19 protein-coding genes, 2 pseudogenes and 1 other annotated feature are annotated in these 18,172 nt (G+C 37.0%); of the genes and pseudogenes, 16 read left to right on the forward strand and 5 right to left on the reverse strand.

Going from position 1 to position 18,172, the window contains the following annotated elements:
- Positions 1–21: 21 nt before the first annotated feature.
- Positions 22–1,066, reverse strand: a protein-coding gene (locus AS180_RS21830; RefSeq protein WP_090752857.1) for an IS630 family transposase whose coding sequence is annotated in 2 segments (ribosomal slippage) — positions 22–567 and positions 569–1,066 — 1,044 coding nt in all. Because the reading frame shifts where the segments join, the coding sequence is not laid out codon by codon here.
- A gap of 149 nt (positions 1,067–1,215) precedes the next feature.
- Between AS180_RS21830 and AS180_RS18005 the strand changes: the two genes are divergently transcribed.
- Complete coding sequence (locus AS180_RS18005; protein ID WP_025910306.1) at positions 1,216–1,764, forward strand: calponin homology domain-containing protein; 549 nt, start codon at positions 1,216–1,218, stop codon at positions 1,762–1,764.
- Between the two features lie 42 nt (positions 1,765–1,806).
- On the opposite strand, the gene AS180_RS18010 is transcribed toward AS180_RS18005, so the two are convergent.
- Positions 1,807–2,646: a TIGR03943 family putative permease subunit gene (locus tag AS180_RS18010; protein ID WP_025910308.1), complete on the reverse strand. Its 840-nt coding sequence runs from the start codon at positions 2,644–2,646 to the stop codon at positions 1,807–1,809.
- Between the two features lie 12 nt (positions 2,647–2,658).
- Positions 2,659–3,528, reverse strand: coding sequence for a permease (locus AS180_RS18015; protein ID WP_025910310.1), 870 nt, complete (start codon positions 3,526–3,528; stop codon positions 2,659–2,661).
- A gap of 219 nt (positions 3,529–3,747) precedes the next feature.
- On the opposite strand from AS180_RS18015, the gene AS180_RS18020 reads away from it, so the two are divergent.
- Positions 3,748–4,539, forward strand: coding sequence for a histidinol-phosphatase HisJ family protein (locus tag AS180_RS18020; protein WP_062687252.1), 792 nt, complete (start codon positions 3,748–3,750; stop codon positions 4,537–4,539).
- Positions 4,540–4,626: 87 nt separating this feature from the next.
- Here the strand turns inward: AS180_RS18020 and AS180_RS21835 are convergent.
- Positions 4,627–4,770 (reverse strand): annotated as a pseudogene (locus tag AS180_RS21835) (DUF3231 family protein); the annotation flags it as partial.
- 436 nt (positions 4,771–5,206) lie between these two features.
- On the opposite strand from AS180_RS21835, the gene AS180_RS18025 reads away from it, so the two are divergent.
- The 11 genes from AS180_RS18025 to AS180_RS18065 all read left to right on the forward strand — a co-directional run bounded on the left by AS180_RS18025 (position 5,207) and on the right by AS180_RS18065 (position 15,344).
- On the forward strand, positions 5,207–6,259 hold the full coding sequence (locus AS180_RS18025) for a Delta(5) desaturase DesA (RefSeq protein ID WP_025910314.1): 1,053 nt from the start codon (positions 5,207–5,209) through the stop codon (positions 6,257–6,259).
- Positions 6,260–6,335: 76 nt separating this feature from the next.
- A complete protein-coding gene (locus tag AS180_RS18030; RefSeq protein ID WP_025910315.1) occupies positions 6,336–7,481 on the forward strand; it encodes a sensor histidine kinase in 1,146 nt (381 codons plus the stop codon).
- Positions 7,478–8,077 (forward strand): response regulator transcription factor, encoded by a 600-nt coding sequence (locus tag AS180_RS18035; RefSeq protein ID WP_025910316.1) that lies wholly within the window; start codon positions 7,478–7,480, stop codon positions 8,075–8,077. The genes AS180_RS18030 and AS180_RS18035 overlap by 4 nt, the downstream gene beginning before the upstream one ends.
- A gap of 220 nt (positions 8,078–8,297) precedes the next feature.
- A complete protein-coding gene (locus AS180_RS23930) occupies positions 8,298–8,429 on the forward strand; it encodes a hypothetical protein (RefSeq protein ID WP_257788887.1) in 132 nt (43 codons plus the stop codon).
- A 209-nt stretch (positions 8,430–8,638) separates the two neighbouring features.
- On the forward strand, positions 8,639–9,838 hold the full coding sequence (locus AS180_RS18040; RefSeq protein ID WP_062687253.1) for an MFS transporter: 1,200 nt from the start codon (positions 8,639–8,641) through the stop codon (positions 9,836–9,838).
- A 72-nt stretch (positions 9,839–9,910) separates the two neighbouring features.
- Positions 9,911–10,146: a binding site (T-box leader), on the forward strand.
- 56 nt (positions 10,147–10,202) lie between these two features.
- Positions 10,203–11,435 (forward strand): MFS transporter, encoded by a 1,233-nt coding sequence (locus tag AS180_RS18045; protein WP_025910318.1) that lies wholly within the window; start codon positions 10,203–10,205, stop codon positions 11,433–11,435.
- A gap of 60 nt (positions 11,436–11,495) precedes the next feature.
- Positions 11,496–11,726, forward strand: coding sequence for a hypothetical protein (locus AS180_RS23655; RefSeq protein ID WP_224840117.1), 231 nt, complete (start codon positions 11,496–11,498; stop codon positions 11,724–11,726).
- Positions 11,727–11,754: 28 nt separating this feature from the next.
- A complete protein-coding gene (locus AS180_RS18050) occupies positions 11,755–12,417 on the forward strand; it encodes an alpha/beta fold hydrolase (protein WP_226372992.1) in 663 nt (220 codons plus the stop codon).
- A gap of 174 nt (positions 12,418–12,591) precedes the next feature.
- Entirely contained in the window at positions 12,592–13,965 is a 1,374-nt protein-coding gene (locus AS180_RS18055) for a sensor histidine kinase (protein WP_061784830.1), read from the forward strand.
- Position 13,966: 1 nt separating this feature from the next.
- The gene (locus AS180_RS18060; protein WP_061784831.1) at positions 13,967–14,644 is read left to right on the forward strand and encodes a response regulator transcription factor; all 678 of its coding nucleotides are present in this window, start codon (positions 13,967–13,969) and stop codon (positions 14,642–14,644) included.
- Between the two features lie 127 nt (positions 14,645–14,771).
- Positions 14,772–15,344 (forward strand): YdhK family protein, encoded by a 573-nt coding sequence (locus AS180_RS18065; RefSeq protein WP_025910321.1) that lies wholly within the window; start codon positions 14,772–14,774, stop codon positions 15,342–15,344.
- An 82-nt stretch (positions 15,345–15,426) separates the two neighbouring features.
- On the opposite strand, the gene AS180_RS18070 is transcribed toward AS180_RS18065, so the two are convergent.
- Complete coding sequence (locus AS180_RS18070; RefSeq protein ID WP_062687254.1) at positions 15,427–16,167, reverse strand: SDR family NAD(P)-dependent oxidoreductase; 741 nt, start codon at positions 16,165–16,167, stop codon at positions 15,427–15,429.
- Between the two features lie 110 nt (positions 16,168–16,277).
- Here AS180_RS18070 and AS180_RS18075 point away from each other — a divergent pair, with 110 nt between their 5' ends.
- From AS180_RS18075 to AS180_RS18085, 3 genes and pseudogenes are all read left to right on the forward strand, one after another.
- Positions 16,278–17,114 (forward strand): LysR family transcriptional regulator, encoded by an 837-nt coding sequence (locus tag AS180_RS18075; protein ID WP_025910323.1) that lies wholly within the window; start codon positions 16,278–16,280, stop codon positions 17,112–17,114.
- Positions 17,115–17,574: 460 nt separating this feature from the next.
- Positions 17,575–17,820: a hypothetical protein gene (locus AS180_RS18080; RefSeq protein ID WP_062687255.1), complete on the forward strand. Its 246-nt coding sequence runs from the start codon at positions 17,575–17,577 to the stop codon at positions 17,818–17,820.
- A 161-nt stretch (positions 17,821–17,981) separates the two neighbouring features.
- A pseudogene (locus AS180_RS18085) lies at positions 17,982–18,172 on the forward strand (IS5/IS1182 family transposase); the annotation flags it as partial.

Below are 18,172 nucleotides of genomic sequence, written 5' to 3' on the forward strand. Positions count from 1 at the left end.
TATATAAGTTGAATTTATCTTTTACAATCGAATGCACAATCGATCAATAACTTTTCTAGGTGAGTCATTTAACTCACGAATAAAAGCTTGCACATTTCTTCGAATCTCTTTAACAGAGGAATAAAAAAGGTTATTAATTACGTCTGATTTGAGCCATTTCCATAACCCTTCAATGAGATTTAACTCAGGGCTGTAAGGTGGTAAAAAAACCAATTCTAAACGATGTTGGTGGTTACGCAAAAAAGGTTCAATCAGCTTCGCATGATGAATACGGGCATTATCTAACACCATGACAATCTTACCGGTCGGATAGTGTTTCAATACCTTTTGAAGAAAACGAAGAAACGCTTCGGCATCGTATCGTTCTTCTTCTACACAAAGCACATCTCCCGTTTCATAATTAAGTGTACCGATGAGTTTGACACCCTGGTGCTTTCCATAAGTCGGAATGATTCGTTGCTTGCCTTTTAAAAACCATGTGTATTGAAGAGCTTGGTAATCCCGAATCATCGACTCATCTTGAAAGAGAAGATGGTCAATCTCCTCATTTAAGAGTTTTTTTATAGGCAGGGAACGTCTCTTCCACAAACTCTTTTTGTTTCAACGGGTCAGCTTTTGCCAGCGTATAAGTCGGTTTGGTATAACTAAGGCCTAAATCGTGTAAAAGTCGAGAGACACCACGAAGAGTATACGGTTGGTTCCATTTTTTCTCGATAAATGAAGCAATAATCTTTAACGTCCAATTATACTTAGCTGGGAAGCCAACATCTACGGGAAGTTTGGTCGCAATCACTTGAGCCAATTCCTGTTCTTGTTCGGGTGTTAATTTGCGTGGCGCTCCAGGTGATTGTCCCATGGTTAAGCCATCTAGTCCCTTTTCTTCGTAGGCATTCACATAGTTATAGATAGTTTTTTCGGAACGCCCAATCATGGTTGTGATTTCTTTTTTAGAATAGCCTTGTAAATAAAAGTAAATCGCTTGATAACGTTCATACATTCGTTTATCTTTGGTCGTTTTCATCGCTGTAAGCAAGGTTTCGATTTCATGTTGACGTGAATGGGTCATCTAGTTCCTCTCCGTTCATTGGTAAGTGTTACCCTTATACTTCAACAGAGAGTAATTGTAATCCTTTAATTCAACTTATATAGATTTGTATAATTAATTTTTGGTTGAATTTACTAACGACAGTATTTAACCATAATGGTGGTGTAGGTATGACAAACGAGTCGGCAATGGTTGATATTATAAAAGCGTTTAAGCGCAATTCAACAGAGTCAATTGCAATGGATTTAATAAAAGAAGTAAGGGGAACGTTTTGTCCGCTTCCAAAGTATGTGGCGGACTTAATTGATGAATTGAGAAAGTTAAAATTAAAAGATGAAGTTATTAGCGTCATCTTATATCAATCTGTATATGTGCATAATCATCAGTTTAATATTAAGGATACGCCTACTAATCGGCAATTTATTCAGGATACTGTTTTTATGGGGCGCAAGTGGGTGCAGCAGTACGGGAAAATTGAAAATGTCGAACAAGCAATTCAAATTGCGGAACATGCGTCCTTAGATGCAGAAGAGCCAGAAGTGCCAAATCCTTTTGATTCAAAGAAGGTTACGCTTGAAGTGAGCTTAGACCCGCAAACGTACGAGATGTTAAAAAATATTGCTGTCTATTATGATCATGTGGGATATGATGACTCGATTTCAACGGCAGTACAGCATTTATACACGCAGCTACTCGAGGCTCAGCAAAAAAGTCGATAAGAAAAAATCACGTAACATAGAAAACGTTACGTGATTTTTTTATCATTGATTGTTTCGATAAACGTAAGGGTCATCAGGTTCCTGTTCTTTCTTAACGTTCGTGACTTTAATCATTGGTAATGTTTTTTTAAACGGCTGATAATACATCGTATCAATTTTACCTGTTACTGTTACCCAATCATCATTTTGAAACGATACGTCATCTGGAAATTCAATAAGCATTCCGAAGGCTCCAGAGTCAGCAATGCAATGAATAATTCCAAAGCGAAAAAGAAAATATTGATTTTTTGGCAGCTCATCATTATGGTATAAAAATCCTTTTAAGCGAATGGTTTTACCCGTAAATTCACCAGGGTAATTATAAATGGTTTCCATTGCGTTTAAAAACTCAGTATCTTCTAAATTAAGCTTTTCACTCTTTCCAAACTGCTTCAAATCTTTGCGTATCATTTTGTCATAAGCTTCCTCTCCGTAAAAGCTACTTGTATCGGGCTCTAGGAATTGGTGCTGATCATAGGGGCTATTTTTTTCGTAGATTGGAAAATTGAACCCCTTCGCTTCAACAATTTTAGAATCTAATTTGGAAATTGGTAAAAATAAAGCAGTGATAATAGGTACGATATAGATGAGATAAAGGAATTTATCTCGCTTGCGCGGAGCGTGTGAATGACTGTGGCAATCACAGCCATCTTCATGATTATGGTCATGCTCATCGCCTTTCATATAAAAAATAAAAGCAGCGATGGTAATAAACCATAGGAGAAAAATTGTACTGTATGAAATCCATGCATATTTCATATTAATGTACTTTGAAATATCTCCTGTAGCATGCAGATGCATGAAGACAAACGTAAAGCCAATCAAAATTAAAATTCGAATCATCGCGCTTCCTCCTTATCTGACCAGTAGCATTGAAAAAACAAAGACAGCTATAAAGGTATAAATAAATAAAATGCCCACAAATTTGGCTTTAAATTGACTCAACATCATTAACGTATTTTTAATATCAAACATTGGTCCAAAAACTAAAAAGGCAACGATGGCGCTATCTTGAAATGTGCTTTGAAAGGATGCTCCAATAAACGCATCGGCTGACGAACAAAGGGATAAAAGGTAGGCTAGTCCCATCATTACGAAATGAGCTGACCAATCCTGCTGCCCAAGATCTAACAGGATGGATGTTTTCATAAACGTTTGCATACTTGCTGCAATAAGCGCTCCAATGATTAAATATTTACCGACTGAAAAAAACTCATCGATAGAATGCTGGATAGTGCCTACTAGCTTTTGGCCAAATGTCTTTTTCTGAACGTTAACGCACACGCTATGTTTTGTTTGATCTGTTTTAAACTGAAACGTCAGCAGCATGCCAACTGAAATTGCTACGACGAGCGCTACAGAGCTACGTTCCCATACAACGGCCCAGTCATTTCCAAACGCTACATATGTAGAAAACAAAACAACTGGGTTAATGATAGGACCTGTAAACATAAAGGGAATAGCAGCGTATAGCGGTACGCCTTTTGCCATTAATCGCCTTGTAATAGGTACAATTCCACATTCACAAGCTGGAAATAAAGCGCCTATAAAAGTTGCTAAAAAAACAGCGCCTACTTTATTTTTGGGTATGGCTTTTGCCATCATTTCTTCTGTAATAAACATTTGAATAATTCCAGAAATAAATACACCCAATAACACAAAAGGAAGGGCTTCAATTAGGATACTGATAAAAATTGTGTTTAGCTGCAACAAGGATGAACTCATACTACCACTCCAATTTTGTCTTAAGAAAATAAATTTGCATGCATTCAACTTTTACAGAAAATAGTTTAATATAAAAATAGTTAAATGTAAAAGAATTTATAAAATTCCATTTCATTGTCTAGTTTGAATAGTTAAGGTAGCTATATAACGGGTAGTATTGTAAGAAGTAGAAAGCTTTGCTAAGATACGATTTCAGGAGAAGAATAGGAGGAACGAAACATGTACATTATGGACTATCATCATCATACGAATCATTCATTCGATTCAAAAGCGGTTATGAACGAGGTATGCACAGAAGCTATCCATCGTAATATTAACGAAATTTGCTTTACAGAACATTACTCACTTAATCCACTTGCTCCTACATATGGACATATTAATTTAAAACATTATATAAAAGACATTGAACAGTGTCGTGCGCAGTTTGAAGGAAAGCTAGTTATAAAAGCAGGAATTGAAATTTGTGAGCCGCATTTATTAAAAAGTGAGTATCAAAAGGTATTAGAGCCGCTTCAATTAGATTTTATCTTAGGATCTGTTCATAACATCAATGACAAAAAGCTCCGCTTATATTTACAACATAAAACAGTAGAAGAAGTATACGGTGGTTATTTTGAAGAACTCTACAATCTAGTGAAGCATGCTGATATCGATGTGCTTGCTCATATTGATTTAATGAAGCGCTATGCAATAAAAGTGCACGGGAATTATGACTTTGACCAATTTAAGCCACAGCTAAAGGACATTTTAACAAAAGCGATTGAACGCAATATTGGAATTGAAATTAACACTTCGGGAATGCGAAGCAGCTTAGCGGAGCCCCTACCTTCTCAAGCTGTATTAAAATTATATAAAGAGCTTGGAGGAGAACTGCTAACGGTAGGTTCTGACTCTCATAAAGTTGAAACGGTTGGCGACCATATTTCTGAAGCAATAGCGCTTGCGAAGGAATGCGGATTCCGCTACGTCTTTACGTATGACAAGCGCCAGCCAAGTGCCATTTCGATTTAAAAGACCAGTTGAATGTAGAAGAGAATATTTGTCAATAAGAGTCCGCAGAAGTCTTTATGTAGAAGGCTTACGGGCTTTTTTTGATTACTATTTTGTGAATGCGGTTTTGGTTTTATTGAGCTTAGCAAGTTCTTTTCCTCTTACAAAATACTGCTTTACTTCTTTATTCTCTGCACATTGCGCAAAACCAGTAATTAACTGCATTCCAATATTATTTGTCTCTATTCCGTGAATGTTCTTGTTACTAGTATTGCATAAGATGATTTCGATAACTTTAGTTGCTAAATGTGTGAATCATTCTAACTTACACAAAAGAATAATAGAAGTAGGTGGAGGTGTACTAAACACGAGCAACTTGAAGCTATGACGGTGGATGAAAAGAATCATGCAAGCTTAATCAAACGGTCACAAAATGTTCACATCATTAAAAGATGTTAAGGATAAAACACAGGAAACAACAGGCTTCTAGAGAGGTTGATGTGTTTACAAACAATTAATAAAAGTAAATAAACGAAGGTACCAACACAATGGATGCTAAGGATATGAAAGGGTTTTTGAGTGCCAATATGACATTTGTCATATTTGTCATGTGACATGTACTACTACACATGGTTTCTTTTTATATTTATAATTTTAAATAAATTATGAATGTGAAAGGGAAATCCAAATGATTAAACAAAAACAAAAACAAAAAATGTTGAGACAATCAATGGCACCTTATGAAAAGCCAAATGAGAAAAGCAGTGTCGTTCAACTGATTAATACTATTGTTCCGTTTTTTGCTTTATGGTTTCTTGCTTATCAAAGCTTAGCGATTTCATATGTATTAACTTTAGCAATTGGAGTGGTTGCCGCTGGCTTTTTAGTTCGAATTTTTATCATTTTCCATGATTGCTGCCACAACTCTTTCTTTAAAAATCGACGCTACAACAAAGTTCTTGGTACCATTACAGGAGTTTTAACTTTGTTTCCATACAACCAATGGGCACACAGTCATTCTATCCACCATGCTACGAGCGGAAATTTAGATAAGCGTGGAATCGGTGACCTGTGGATTTTAACAGTAGACGAATACTTGGAAGCACCTCGCTCACGTCGCATTGCTTATCGTTTATACCGCAATCCATTTGTGATGTTTGTGATAGGTCCTATCTATGTGTTCTTGATTACAAATCGCTTTAATCGTAAAGGAGCTAAGCGAGCTGAGCGCATCAATACGTATATTACAAACGTTGCGATTGCGCTTATTGTGACAGTTGGATGTTTAACACTAGGATGGCAGTCATTTTTAATGGTTCAAGGTCCGATTTTCTTAATCTCAGGTTCACTGGGCGTTTGGTTATTTTACGTACAGCATCAGTTTGAAGACTCTTATTTTGAAGCAGATGAAGAGTGGGAGTATGTACAGGCAGCAGTTGAAGGGAGCTCTTTTTACAAACTTCCGAAAGTGTTACAGTGGTTAACGGGTAACATAGGCTACCATCATGTTCACCACTTGAGCCCTCGGGTTCCGAATTATCACTTAGAAGCTGCTCATAATAATACCGAGCCGCTTCAAAATGTGCCGACCATTACGCTTCGCACCAGCTTAGAGTCTTTACGCTTTCATTTATGGGACGAAGATCAAAAGAAATTTGTTGGTTTTAACCATCTAAAAACATTTAGCCGTGAAGAACGACAAAAAAGAGTAGCGGTATATTCTAGAGCAAATGTAAAATAATACTCAATGCCATATGTGATTATGATACGATAATCATATATGGCATTAATTATGAAAGTAAAAGAGGGTTTGCGTCATGAAGAAAAAGGATACAATTTTTCAAAAGATAACGGGAATGTCTCCTTACATATGGACAGTTTTTAGTTTACTGCCTTTTTACTTTGTTTTTCAGTCTTCTTCAATGAATGAGATTGTGTTAGGTATTTTGTTAACGATTCTCTTCTTTATTTTTTATCGCATTGCTTTTATATCAAAAGGCTGGCCTATTTATGTATGGACAATTCTCCTCATTAGTATATCCATCGCGATGACGACGCTTTTTAGCTACGTTTATTTTTCCTTTTACTTTGCTTTTTTTCTCGCTTATTTCATAGGAAATGTTCAAAAATGGCTTACATTTATTACGCTTTATATTATTCATTTAGTCAGCACAGCCATTTCACTAAACTATAATATGGTTGCTCAAGAAGAGCTGTTTGTTCGCCAACTTCCGGTTATGATTATCATTTATATGAGCGTAATCATCTTTCCATTTACAATCTATAACCGTAAGAAAAGAGAGCGCTTAGAGGAGCAGTTAGAAGACGCAAATAAGCGAATTTCAGAGCTGGTCAAACAAGAGGAAAGACAGCGAATTGCTCGTGACCTTCACGATACGCTTGGGCAAAAGCTATCCCTAATTGGATTAAAAAGTGACTTGGCACGTAAGCTGATCAATAAAGATCCAGAGCAGGCAAGAGCAGAGTTAAAAGACGTTCAGCAAACCGCACGAACTGCGTTAAATGAAGTTCGTAAACTAGTGTCTCAGATGAGGGGGATTCGATTAAAAGAGGAACTCGTACGCGTAGAACAAATACTTAGCGTAGCTGAAATAGAGTTTATTCATAACGAATTGACTTTATCAAACGTTTCTCCTCTGACAGAGAATATTTTAAGCATGTGTTTAAAAGAAGCGGTAACAAACGTTGTAAAGCATAGTAAAGCCTCTTGCTGTGAAGTGAATATTGTACAATCTACAGATGAAATTATGATTACCATTCAAGATAATGGACAAGGCATTGCAAGTAAAGATGCTTTTCAACACGGAAATGGACTTATTGGTATGAGAGAAAGATTAGAGTTTGTAAACGGAACGCTAGATATTCAATCAGATGAAGGAACAAAGATTATTGTGAAAGTTCCGAGCGTGCGTAAGCAAGTGGAAAAGGAGGAAGAGAAATGATTCGAATCGTTATAGCGGAAGATCAGCGGATGCTGTTAGGTGCTTTAGGCTCTTTGCTAAGCTTAGAAGATGATATGGAAGTCGTTGGGAAAGCATCGAATGGAGAAGAAGCAGTAGCTCTTGCGCGTCAGCATCATCCCGATGTTTGCATCATGGATATCGAAATGCCTCTTAAAACAGGGCTAGAAGCAGCAGAAGAGCTGGAAGAACTCGATTGCAAAGTGATTATTTTAACGACTTTTGCACGCTCTGGTTATTTTCAACGAGCGTTAAAAGCAAAAGTTAGCGGTTACTTGCTGAAGGATAGCCCAAGTGAAGAGCTAGCGAGTTCCATTCGAAGTATAATGCAAGGAAGACGAATTTATGCTCCTGAGCTTGTGGATGATGTATATGCGGAAGAAAATCCGCTAACGGAGCGCGAAAAAGAAGTACTGCAGCTTGTAGCTGATGGGAAAAATACAAAAGAAATTGCAGAAGAGCTGTCTTTGAAAACCGGTACCGTAAGAAACTATATCTCCACCATCTTGGATAAGCTTGAAGTGAAAAATCGCATTGAAGCTATTACGCGTTTTAAAGAAAAAGGTTGGTTTAAATAAAAGGAAAAAAGGGGACATATTACTATGCCCTCTTTTTTGTGTTTATTCTAAATTTTCTGATATTATTATTTTACATTGTAAGCGATTTCGTTTATAATGAAAGCAGAAGAGCTGATTGCTCTCACAACATTATTTAATTGAAAAAGAATGGCTAATAAAATAAACATAATGGATAGGAAATATTTGTGGTTAATTGAACAGTAGAGGAGATGAAACAGAAATGGTAAAACAGGAAAAGTTAATGTTTGGTGACTTCATTCAAGGTGATCGCTTCGAATTACATTCTTACCTTGTTTATTTGTTTCAGCAGTCTCAAAGAAAGATTAGACATATTAAACGAGAAGCAAATTGATACATGTTCAGCATCCCGTCATACATAAGCGGTAGCGCTTCGTTTCTTAACGGCGCTACCGCTTATTATATGAAAAAAAGAATAAATTAACTAATTGACAACAGCATGTCTATCAGTATAAGTTATACTACGTGTAGAAAAAAATGAACATGAAGTATACTGCTGTAGCATGCTATTTTTGTGTTCTAATAGGAGGAGAGACAGCTCGAATGTCGGGAGAACAAAGAAAAAAAATCATTATCTTAATGATTAATATGTTTATTGCGGTTGGAAGTTTTGGAATCATTATTCCAATCTTACCTGCTTATTTACAGTCAATTAATCAGGGGGGAACTGCAGCGGGGCTAATGATTGCTATTTTTGCAGGTACTCAGCTTATTTTTTCACCAATTGCAGGAAAGTGGTCCGATCAATACGGACGACGAAAAATGATTATATATGGACTTGCTGGCTTAACGCTGTCTATGTTTATCTTTTACGCAGTCAATTCCATTTGGTTACTTTATGCATCTCGCGTCATTGGTGGAGTGGGTGCAGCTTTACTTATTCCTGCTATCTTTGCATATGTTGCGGATATTACAACGATGGGGCAGCGTGCAAAAGGAAACAGTCTTGTATCAGCGGCTATGTCTCTAGGAATTGTAATTGGGCCTGGAATTGGTGGCTTTTTAGCTGATTTTGGCTTGAAGATTCCATTTTTAGTCTCAGCACTTGTATCTCTTGTAGCTGTTTTATTTTCAATGATGCTATTAGAAAATAGTGAAACAGAAGAAGCTACAGCAGCACGAGCAGCTATTCAAGATAATGAATCTATGGTTTCGAAACTAGCACGTTCTGTTAAGATGCCTTATTTTATACCGCTGGTTATTACTCTTGTGATGAGCTTTGGGCTAATGGCGTATGAGTCAGTTCTTGGTCTATTTTTAGATAAACAGTATGGGGCTACGCCACAGCAAATTGCTTTAATGGTTACAGCAACAGGAATTGTTAGCGTGATTGTACAGCTGTTTCTAGTAGATCGCATCGTTCGTATATTTGGTGAAATAGCAGTATTAAACATTTTTATCGGCGTGGCAGCACTTGGATTTCTATTGTCACTATTCACAGGGAGCTACAGCTTATTCTTTGTCATTTCGCTGATTATTTTCCTTGCAACATCTATTCTTCGTCCAGTCTTAAACACGCTTATTTCAAAAATGGCCGGAAATGAACAAGGATTTGCTATGGGAATGAACAACGCTTATATGAGTATCGGAAATGTATTAGGTCCAACTCTTGCTGGCGTTTTATTTGATGTGCAAATTATGTATCCGTTTGTACTAGGTCTTGTTTTATTACTTGTAACGCTCGGTATTACGATAGTGTGGCAAAAGCGTACACTAAAACATAGCGCACTTGCGAATAAATAAAAAGAAAGAGCGCAGTCTCTTTCTTTCTTTTTATTTACATATTTTAATAGTTTGTGGTAATATATAGAAAAATTAAACGCGGTGAAGAGAAGAGTAAATAAATAAGCTTTGCACAGAGAGCCCGGTAGCTGAAAACGGGTCAAAGTGAATTTGTTGAACCAAGTCTCAGAGAGGCATATCGGAACATTTAAGGGATGATATGACGGGTGCTCCTGTTACAGAGCTAAGGTATGATTGTACCTGATGAGATTGATGTGGTGACATGTCAATAAACTGGGGTGGCAGCGCGATAAAAACTCGCCCCCAAGACAGTATTTTTGTCTTGGGGGCGAGTTTTTTTATGGATTAAAGGAGGAGAGAATTAATGAAGAAGACAGAATTGCGCGGACGATTATTACTTCTAGCAAGTATTGGCATTTCAGGAATCGGGAGTTGGATTTACTTTATTGCTTTGAACTTAGTTGTGTTACAAATCACTGGTTCAGCCCTAGCCGTTTCAACTCTTTATATTGTTAGAGCAGCAGCTGCGATGTTAACGAACCTATGGGCTGGGAGTCTGATTGATCGTTTAAACAAAAAGCACGTAATGATTGGATTAAACCTGATCCAAGCCGCTGTTATTTTATGGTTGGCTTTTTCAAATTCACTTCTCGTAATCTATGTACTGGTTGGAATTACAACCGCTGTAGGCGCAGCGTATGAACCAACATCTATGGCGTATATAACAAAGTTTTTACCAGAAGAGAAGCGTAAAAGATTCAATTCACTTAGAAGTCTTCTTGATGCAGGAGCATTTTTTACAGGACCAGCCGTTGCGGGTTTATTAGTGATGGTCGGTACACCAGCAACTGCTATTTGCATTAACAGTATCGCATTAGTGCTTTCGGCGCTGCTGCTTTGGTTTGTGCCAAATATAGAGCCAAAGGGGTTTACTACACAAAAGGTTCAAAGGTTATCATTTTACATGATTAAACAGGATTGGCATCTTGTATTTTCTTTTAGCCGGCACGCAGTGGGAGTTATGCTTATTTATTTACTCTTTAGTTTCATGACGGTGTTGATGACCGCAACTGATTCACTCGAAGCTGCTTTTTCAGTAAAGGAACTAGGTTTAACAGAGGGAGAGTATGGACTATTGGTTAGCATAGCTGGTGGAGGTGTACTTATCGGTGCGCTTCTTAATACCATAATAGTTGAAAAAATTCCTACATCTTGGCTCCTTGGTATGGGGAGCATGCTAACAGCTGGAGGGTATATGTTATTTACAAATTCAACTACATTTTTTATAGCTGCCTGCGGATGCGCCTTGATATCGTTTGCAATGGCATTTGCGAACGCGGCATTTTATACGTTTTATCAAACGTATATTCCAGTTGAAATAATGGGGCGAGTTGGAAGCCTATATGGATTAGTAGAAAGTCTATGTATTATTATTGTAACCGCATTGTTTGGCATTTTAGTAGAAGTGATCTCCATACGCTTGGTCGTTATAATAGGAGCTGCTTTAATGATTATTGTAGCTTTGGCAGTATGGACTTGTAGCTTACGGGTACTTGTTCAAAGAAAAAACGTTAGTGTAGAAAAAGTGAGTACATGAATAAGCAACTAAATGAGTCTTCAAACGTTTTATTAATAGTTAAATCGTAGGAGGGCTTATATGTTTAAAAAAATAATAAAAAGAGTAAGTATATCTTTAGCTGTAGCGTGTGTAACATGGATAACCTTGCATCAAGTGTTGACTGTTGTGGAAGACAAACGATATCCACCATTAGGAGAGCTTGTAGAAGTAAAGGGAAAGCAGATGCATATCTATCAAAAAGGTAAAGGGAAACAAACAATTGTATTATTAGCTGGCCTTGGAACACCTGCTCCAGCTGTTGATTTTTGAGTTATCACATACGTACAAAGTCGTAGTTGTGGAGCCTTTTGGTTATGGTTGGAGTGATTTTACAGAGAGTGAACGATCGGTTGAAAATATTGTTGAAGAAGTAAGAAATCCATTGAAAAAAGCAGACATACAAGGTCCATATATTCTTATGCCTCATTCGGTGTCAGGCATTTATGCAATGTATTATGCCAATCACTATCCTGATGAAGTGGAAGCCATTGTTGGCATTGATCCAACGTTACCAAAGATGCTGAGGTGTTTTGGTGAAGCTCCCTCAACGATGCCAAGCATTTTTCGATTTGTCGCTCCAACAGGGATTGCTCGTCTAGCAGTTGAGCTTGATGATGAGTCTTATTTACCTATCGCTGAACCAGGGATGTATTCCAGCCGAGAGTTAAAAATGATAAAGGCAAAGACCAGCATAAAAGGATACAACAAAAACATCATTATGGAAATGAATGAGATAGAAAGAAACGTGAATAAAACAGAATCCTTAACGATTCCAAATAAAGTACCAGTCTTAATTTTTGCTAAGAACTTTCAGAAAGAAACAAACGGTAAATCAACACTATCATTTTATGAGCAGGAAATTGCAAAGCAGCATCATAATAAAGTGGTGATGTTGAACGGACATCACTACCTTCATTGGACACGTTCTCGTGAAATAGTTGACGAGCTAAAGCTTTTTTAAAGGGAACGACACCAAATTAAAATTCAGAGCAGTATTTACTTTTTAGACAAATTAATAGGGTACATCAAGTATAGGTGTGAATCTTAATTTCGTATTTAATTCAACTTAAGTCTGCACACTTTCTCCATATCTATCCTTTATAATAGATGTACATTTACAGGGGAAGTGAAAGAAGTGAATAAAGTATCCATTAAATTAGGACTATTGTTTTTAGTTTTTATCTTAATTATTGAAGCAGGTTTATTTTTCTATTTATATACGGGGTTAGCGAACACTCGCATCTCAGAAGAGTTAGAGAGTTTAAGAGTAAGAGGGAATAGCCACCGAGAAGTATTAGAGCAGCACCGTGATTCCATAACGCTTAGTCACGTCGCGTTAATGGAGTCAGAAACCGATACGGATGTTGTCATTACTAACATAAACGGGGAAGTTTTGAGTGCTTCAACACCTCTTATTACAGGAGCAAAAGCGGCTGTGAATGAGTGGAGAGATAAGAAGCTCCCTTATGAGGGGAAAATTTTGCAAAGAGATTGGGAAACTTCCCCCTATATTGCAACAGCTTCTCCAATTGAAGTAAATGATAATCAAGTTGGCACAGTGTATATGTTTAAAGATACGAAAGATATCAAAGGAATGATTGATCGTCTCCAGCATCACTTTTACATAGCTGGTATTATTTCAATTGTATTTGCAGTTGTTACAACTTTTGCTTTATCAAAACTAATCACGGCACCTTTAGTACAAATGAAGCAAGCGACAGAAAAGATTAGCCAAGGGCATTTGACGGTAAAACTTGGCGCTCATTCTCGTGATGAGGTTGGACAGTTAGGAACATCCATTCAAGCGCTTGCGAATGAACTGCAGCGCTTGAAAAAAGAGAGAAACGAGTTTTTGAGCAGTATTTCGCACGAATTGCAAACGCCGCTGATGTATGTAAAAGGCTATGCAGACATTGCAAAGCGCCATGAAACAAGTGAAGAAAACCGCACAAAATATTTAGGGGTCATTGAGGAAGAGGCTGAGAGAATTTCAAAGCTTGTAAAAGATTTATTTCAGCTTGCTCGTTTAGATAAAAATACGTTTCTCATTGAAAAGCAAGAAGTTGAGCTTCAGTCCTATTTATCTAAAATTTGTGAAGCATTTCAATTAGCTCTAAGCGAAAAGAATGTTCATATTGAGGTGAACTGTCCAAAGTATGTAAATGTACTAATTGATGAAGAGCGCTTTATGCAAGTCATTATAAACGTTATAGATAATGCCTTAAGATATTCTGAAACAAAAAAGATTTTAATAAGCGTTGAAGAGGATAATTGGCGCGTCAAGCTGTCCATTCAAGACTACGGAGTGGGAATTCCGAGTGAAGATGTACCATATGTGTTTGATAAATTGTATCGCGTAGATAAATCAAGGTCTCGGAAGAATGGAGGCTACGGTTTAGGGTTATCGATTGTAAAAGATATTGTGGAAGCGCACGGTGGAAAAGTGGAGATGACAAGCATAGCAGAAAAAGGAACAACCGTGAGCATTTCGTTGCCAAAGGAGCGTTAATATGCCTACGATTTTATTAGTAGACGATGAAGTGAGAATGCTGGATTTATTAGAGCTGTATCTAGCTCCACATGGTTTTTCATGCATGAAGTGTGAAGATTCTACAGAAGTAGAAAAGTACCTAGAAAAGAACCCAATGATTCAGCTAGTGCTGCTCGACTTGATGATGCCCAAAAAAGACGGATGGACAGTTTGTCAAGAAATCAGAGCCAAGTTTAAAGTCCCTATCATCATGCTGACTGCTAGAGACCAAACTGAGGATGTTGTAAAAGGTTTAAATAGTGGAGCGGATGATTATATTACAAAGCCTTTTAGCGAAGAAGAGCTACTGGCTCGAATACAGGCTGTATTGAGAAGAACAGGTGTAGAAAAGAAAGGTATTTCCTATAAGGAGCTTTACGTAAATGAAGAAAGCAGGGAAGTTATTTATGTTGGTGAAAGCATTTCAATGACAAAAACAGAATTTGAGCTACTCTGCTTATTTTTAAAGCATCCCAATCGCGTTTTTCCTCGCGAAGATTTAGTTATGCTCATTTGGGGCTATGATACGGAAATTGAAGGGCGAACGGTTGATTCCCATCTGCGTAACGTCAGAGAAAAGCTCAGAAGCGCTGGTTTCCCAATCGAGCAACATCTTCAAACTGTGTGGGGAGTAGGATATAAATGGGACGCTTCATAAATAATCACACAATAAATTGTGTTTCTTCATAAAATCTGCACACTTCTTTTTTACACTAAACGTATATCGTTAAACCATTCGTAAAAATCTAGATAGCGAATGAGAAATTTGTAAAAGAGGGATGAAGATGAAAAAATCACTATTTCTGATTGGGCTAGCGACAATGCTTGGTTTAGCCGGATGTGCAGGAAACAACGATGAGAGCAAAGAGATGAATTCAGAAGATAATCAAAAACAAGAGCAAAAAGAAGAAGATCATGCACATATGAATCATTCTAGCTCAGGTGAAGTACCAGAAGGTTTACAAGAAGCTAAAAGCCCAACGTATGAATTGGGAAGTAAAGCAACGCTGACAACTGATCATATGCCAGGGATGAAAGGTGCAGAAGCAACCATTGTCGGTGCATATGATACAACAGCATATGTGGTATCTTACACGCCTACAAACGGCGGAGAGAAAGTAACTGGTCATAAGTGGGTCATTCAGGAAGAAATAAAAGACGCGGGTGAAGAAGAGATACCAGCAGGAACAAAAGTGGTTCTTGAAGCAAATCATATGGAAGGCATGGAAGGTGCAGAAGCAACGATTGATTCTGCTGAGAAAACAACGGTATACATGGTAGATTACACGTCTACCACTGACAGTCAAGAAGTGAAAAATCATAAGTGGGTCACAGAAAGCGAGCTTACAAAAGAATAAAAATAACAAAGCATAGGTTGAAGCCTATGCTTTGTTCAGTTTGTCGACAAACTGAGCTATGGAGTAGGTCTCCATAGCTTTTTTAGGTAAGTGTTTGTCCATTATCAATTGTGACTACCTGCCCTGTAATAGATGGTTGAGTGAGCATAAATAAAATGCTGTCAGCAATTTCTTCAGGTGAGGATATACGCTGAAGCGGTAAATGCCCTGCAAGCTCATACATCTTTTCTTCATACCCAGTCCACCAAGGTGTATCAACAGCTCCAGGTGCAATACAGTTTACACGAATATGAGGTGCAAGTGTAACTGCGAGGGACTTTGTCATTGTATGAATAGCAGCTTTTGTTGCAGCATACGGAATAGATGAACCAATTCCAGTTACTCCAGCGACGCTTCCAATATTGACAATGGACCCACCTTTTTTCATATAAGAAACAGTTTCTTGTACGCAGTGAAACATTCCTTTTACGTTGGTCTTGTATAAAGAATCCCATATTTCACCAGAAGCTTTTTGTAAGTCATTCATTGCAATTTGACTGGTGATACTTGCATTATTAATTAAACCATCAATGTGCCCAAATGCGTGTACAGTTTGCTGAATCATTTTACGAACGTCAGATTGACTAGCTACGTCTGCTTTTGAAAGAATGGCTTTTCCTCCTAGTGTTTGAATACGTTTTTGCAGTATTTCCGCTTCTTTTTCTGAACTTCGATAATTAATAACGACTTTTGCGCCAGCTAGTGCAAGCTTTAGAGCAGTTGCTTTTCCAATCCCGGTCGCGCCTCCAGTGATAATAAAAACTTTATCTTTTACATTTTCCACGTGAATCAGCCCCTTCTATAGAAATGATTATATCTCCCCGGTAAAAATTAGTATAATAGTTATAAATAATACAGATATCATTTTAACTAATATCAAAGAGGAGAGTGGATATGGAAAGCAATGATTTAAAGATTTTTAAAGAAGTTGCAGAAAACAAATCGATTTCAAAAGCAGCAGAACAGCTAGGTTATGTTCAGCCTAACGTAAGTCAACGAATCAAGGTATTAGAAAACGAATTAGAGGTTTCATTGTTTAAACGAACGAATAGAGGTGTAAAGTTAACGAAAGAAGGAGAGATTCTAATTGACTATACAAATCGGATTTTAACCTTAATGAATGAAGTTAAAGATACGTTAGCAAGTGAAAAAAGCGAAAAAACCTTGACAATTGGAGCATCGCAAACTGTTTCAGCAGGTAAAATCCCACAGCTTATTACCGATTTTTTAGAAAACTATTCAACCGTTTTGATTAAAGTGAAAACAGCTCAAGAACAAGTGTTAATGAAATGGTTAGAAAGTGGAGATATTGATGGAATGTTTATTAGCGGCAAGTATGAGCCAACTGCTTTCCAAAAGGTCTATACTTATTTTGAAAGCATAGCTATTGTTTCGTTTGATAAAAATGTTCATCAATCAAAAGCGCTTATCGTAAACAGTGATTTAAATTGTGTATATCGAAAGAAGCTTCTAGCATATGCAAAAAAACATAACCAAGAGAATAAAAAGATAATCGAATTTGATTCTTTAGAAGCGGTAATGCAGGCTGTTCAAAACGGGTTAGGAATAAGTGCACTTCCTTTAAGTTTAGCTAACACAAGAAAAAATGAATGCTTTCATATTCAGCAATTAGTAGAAGGTCCTATTGAAATTCATTTTATCGTTAGAGGAGAACACGAAAAAAGTAAAGGGCTAAAAACTTTTTCTGGATTTTTACGAAACGAAACATAATTTATAAATACGTTGTTTCCCCCTCTAAAATTTGTGATACGCACTAGAATGACAAGTTCATTCAGCGTACAAACTAACAAAAGAAGGAGGCTATTATGACTGAGTAAGTAGTAAAAACAGGACACACGAGATGTTCATTATTTTTGAGCAACATGGTTATTTAAAATTACTTTGGTCGCGTTGCCATACCAGTCGCAGTGCCTGCAATCTAAGAATCGTTTCACTTGAAGGCAACGGAATTAGGAATTGTTTTTTCCATTTATACATATTCATATACAATTATGCAAATCTGTGTAGATAGTTTACTAGACATGTGCGGTATGAAGATTATGTCAGCGGGTTTACTCACCGCAATATCTTGGTTAATTGTTACTCTTTCAGGAATTGTAGTTGGGTGACATTAATCGAATTACGATTGCTGAGCAAAAGTCATTATAACAACAAGAGGTGAAAGACAATAATGCGCATTGTGAAGCCTTCTAAAATACTGATTACTTCTGTGTCTAAAAAGCAGATTACAAATGTCTTATTGTATGATTGTTGTATTGGGACAATTGGTTATTTCATTGGAAAATATGATCAACAACTGATATATGAATTAACAGGAATTTTAGGAAGTATCTTGTTACCAAAAGCAATGAAGAGGCTACTTTTACGAAGTGAGTACTTTTTCTTTTGGAAAGAAAGAGTGATAGTAGTTCGATAAAATAGAGGCTGGGACAAAACCCTCCTCTGAGATGAAAAAAGCCGTGAAATTTTACGATGAGTAAAATTTCACGGCTTTGTTTTATTTTTTCCATAAAAATAAGGACCACTTCTGATAAAATATAGTCACCACAACAAATTCAACCAGAAAGAAGGGTCCTTATGTTTAAAGATTATAACATGAATCAATTAATTTTACCTTTAGAATTAGAAATGAAATTACAAGAAAACGATATCGCCTTTTCTATCCATCATTTAGTAGAAAGTATTCCGAGTGAAGCCTTTGATTCATTCGTCCAGCATACTGGATGCCCAGCTTATCATCCACGCATGATGCTAAAAATTATTTTATG

This window comes from Priestia veravalensis, assembly GCF_001457055.1.
GTDB lineage: Bacteria > Bacillota > Bacilli > Bacillales > Bacillaceae_H > Priestia > Priestia flexa.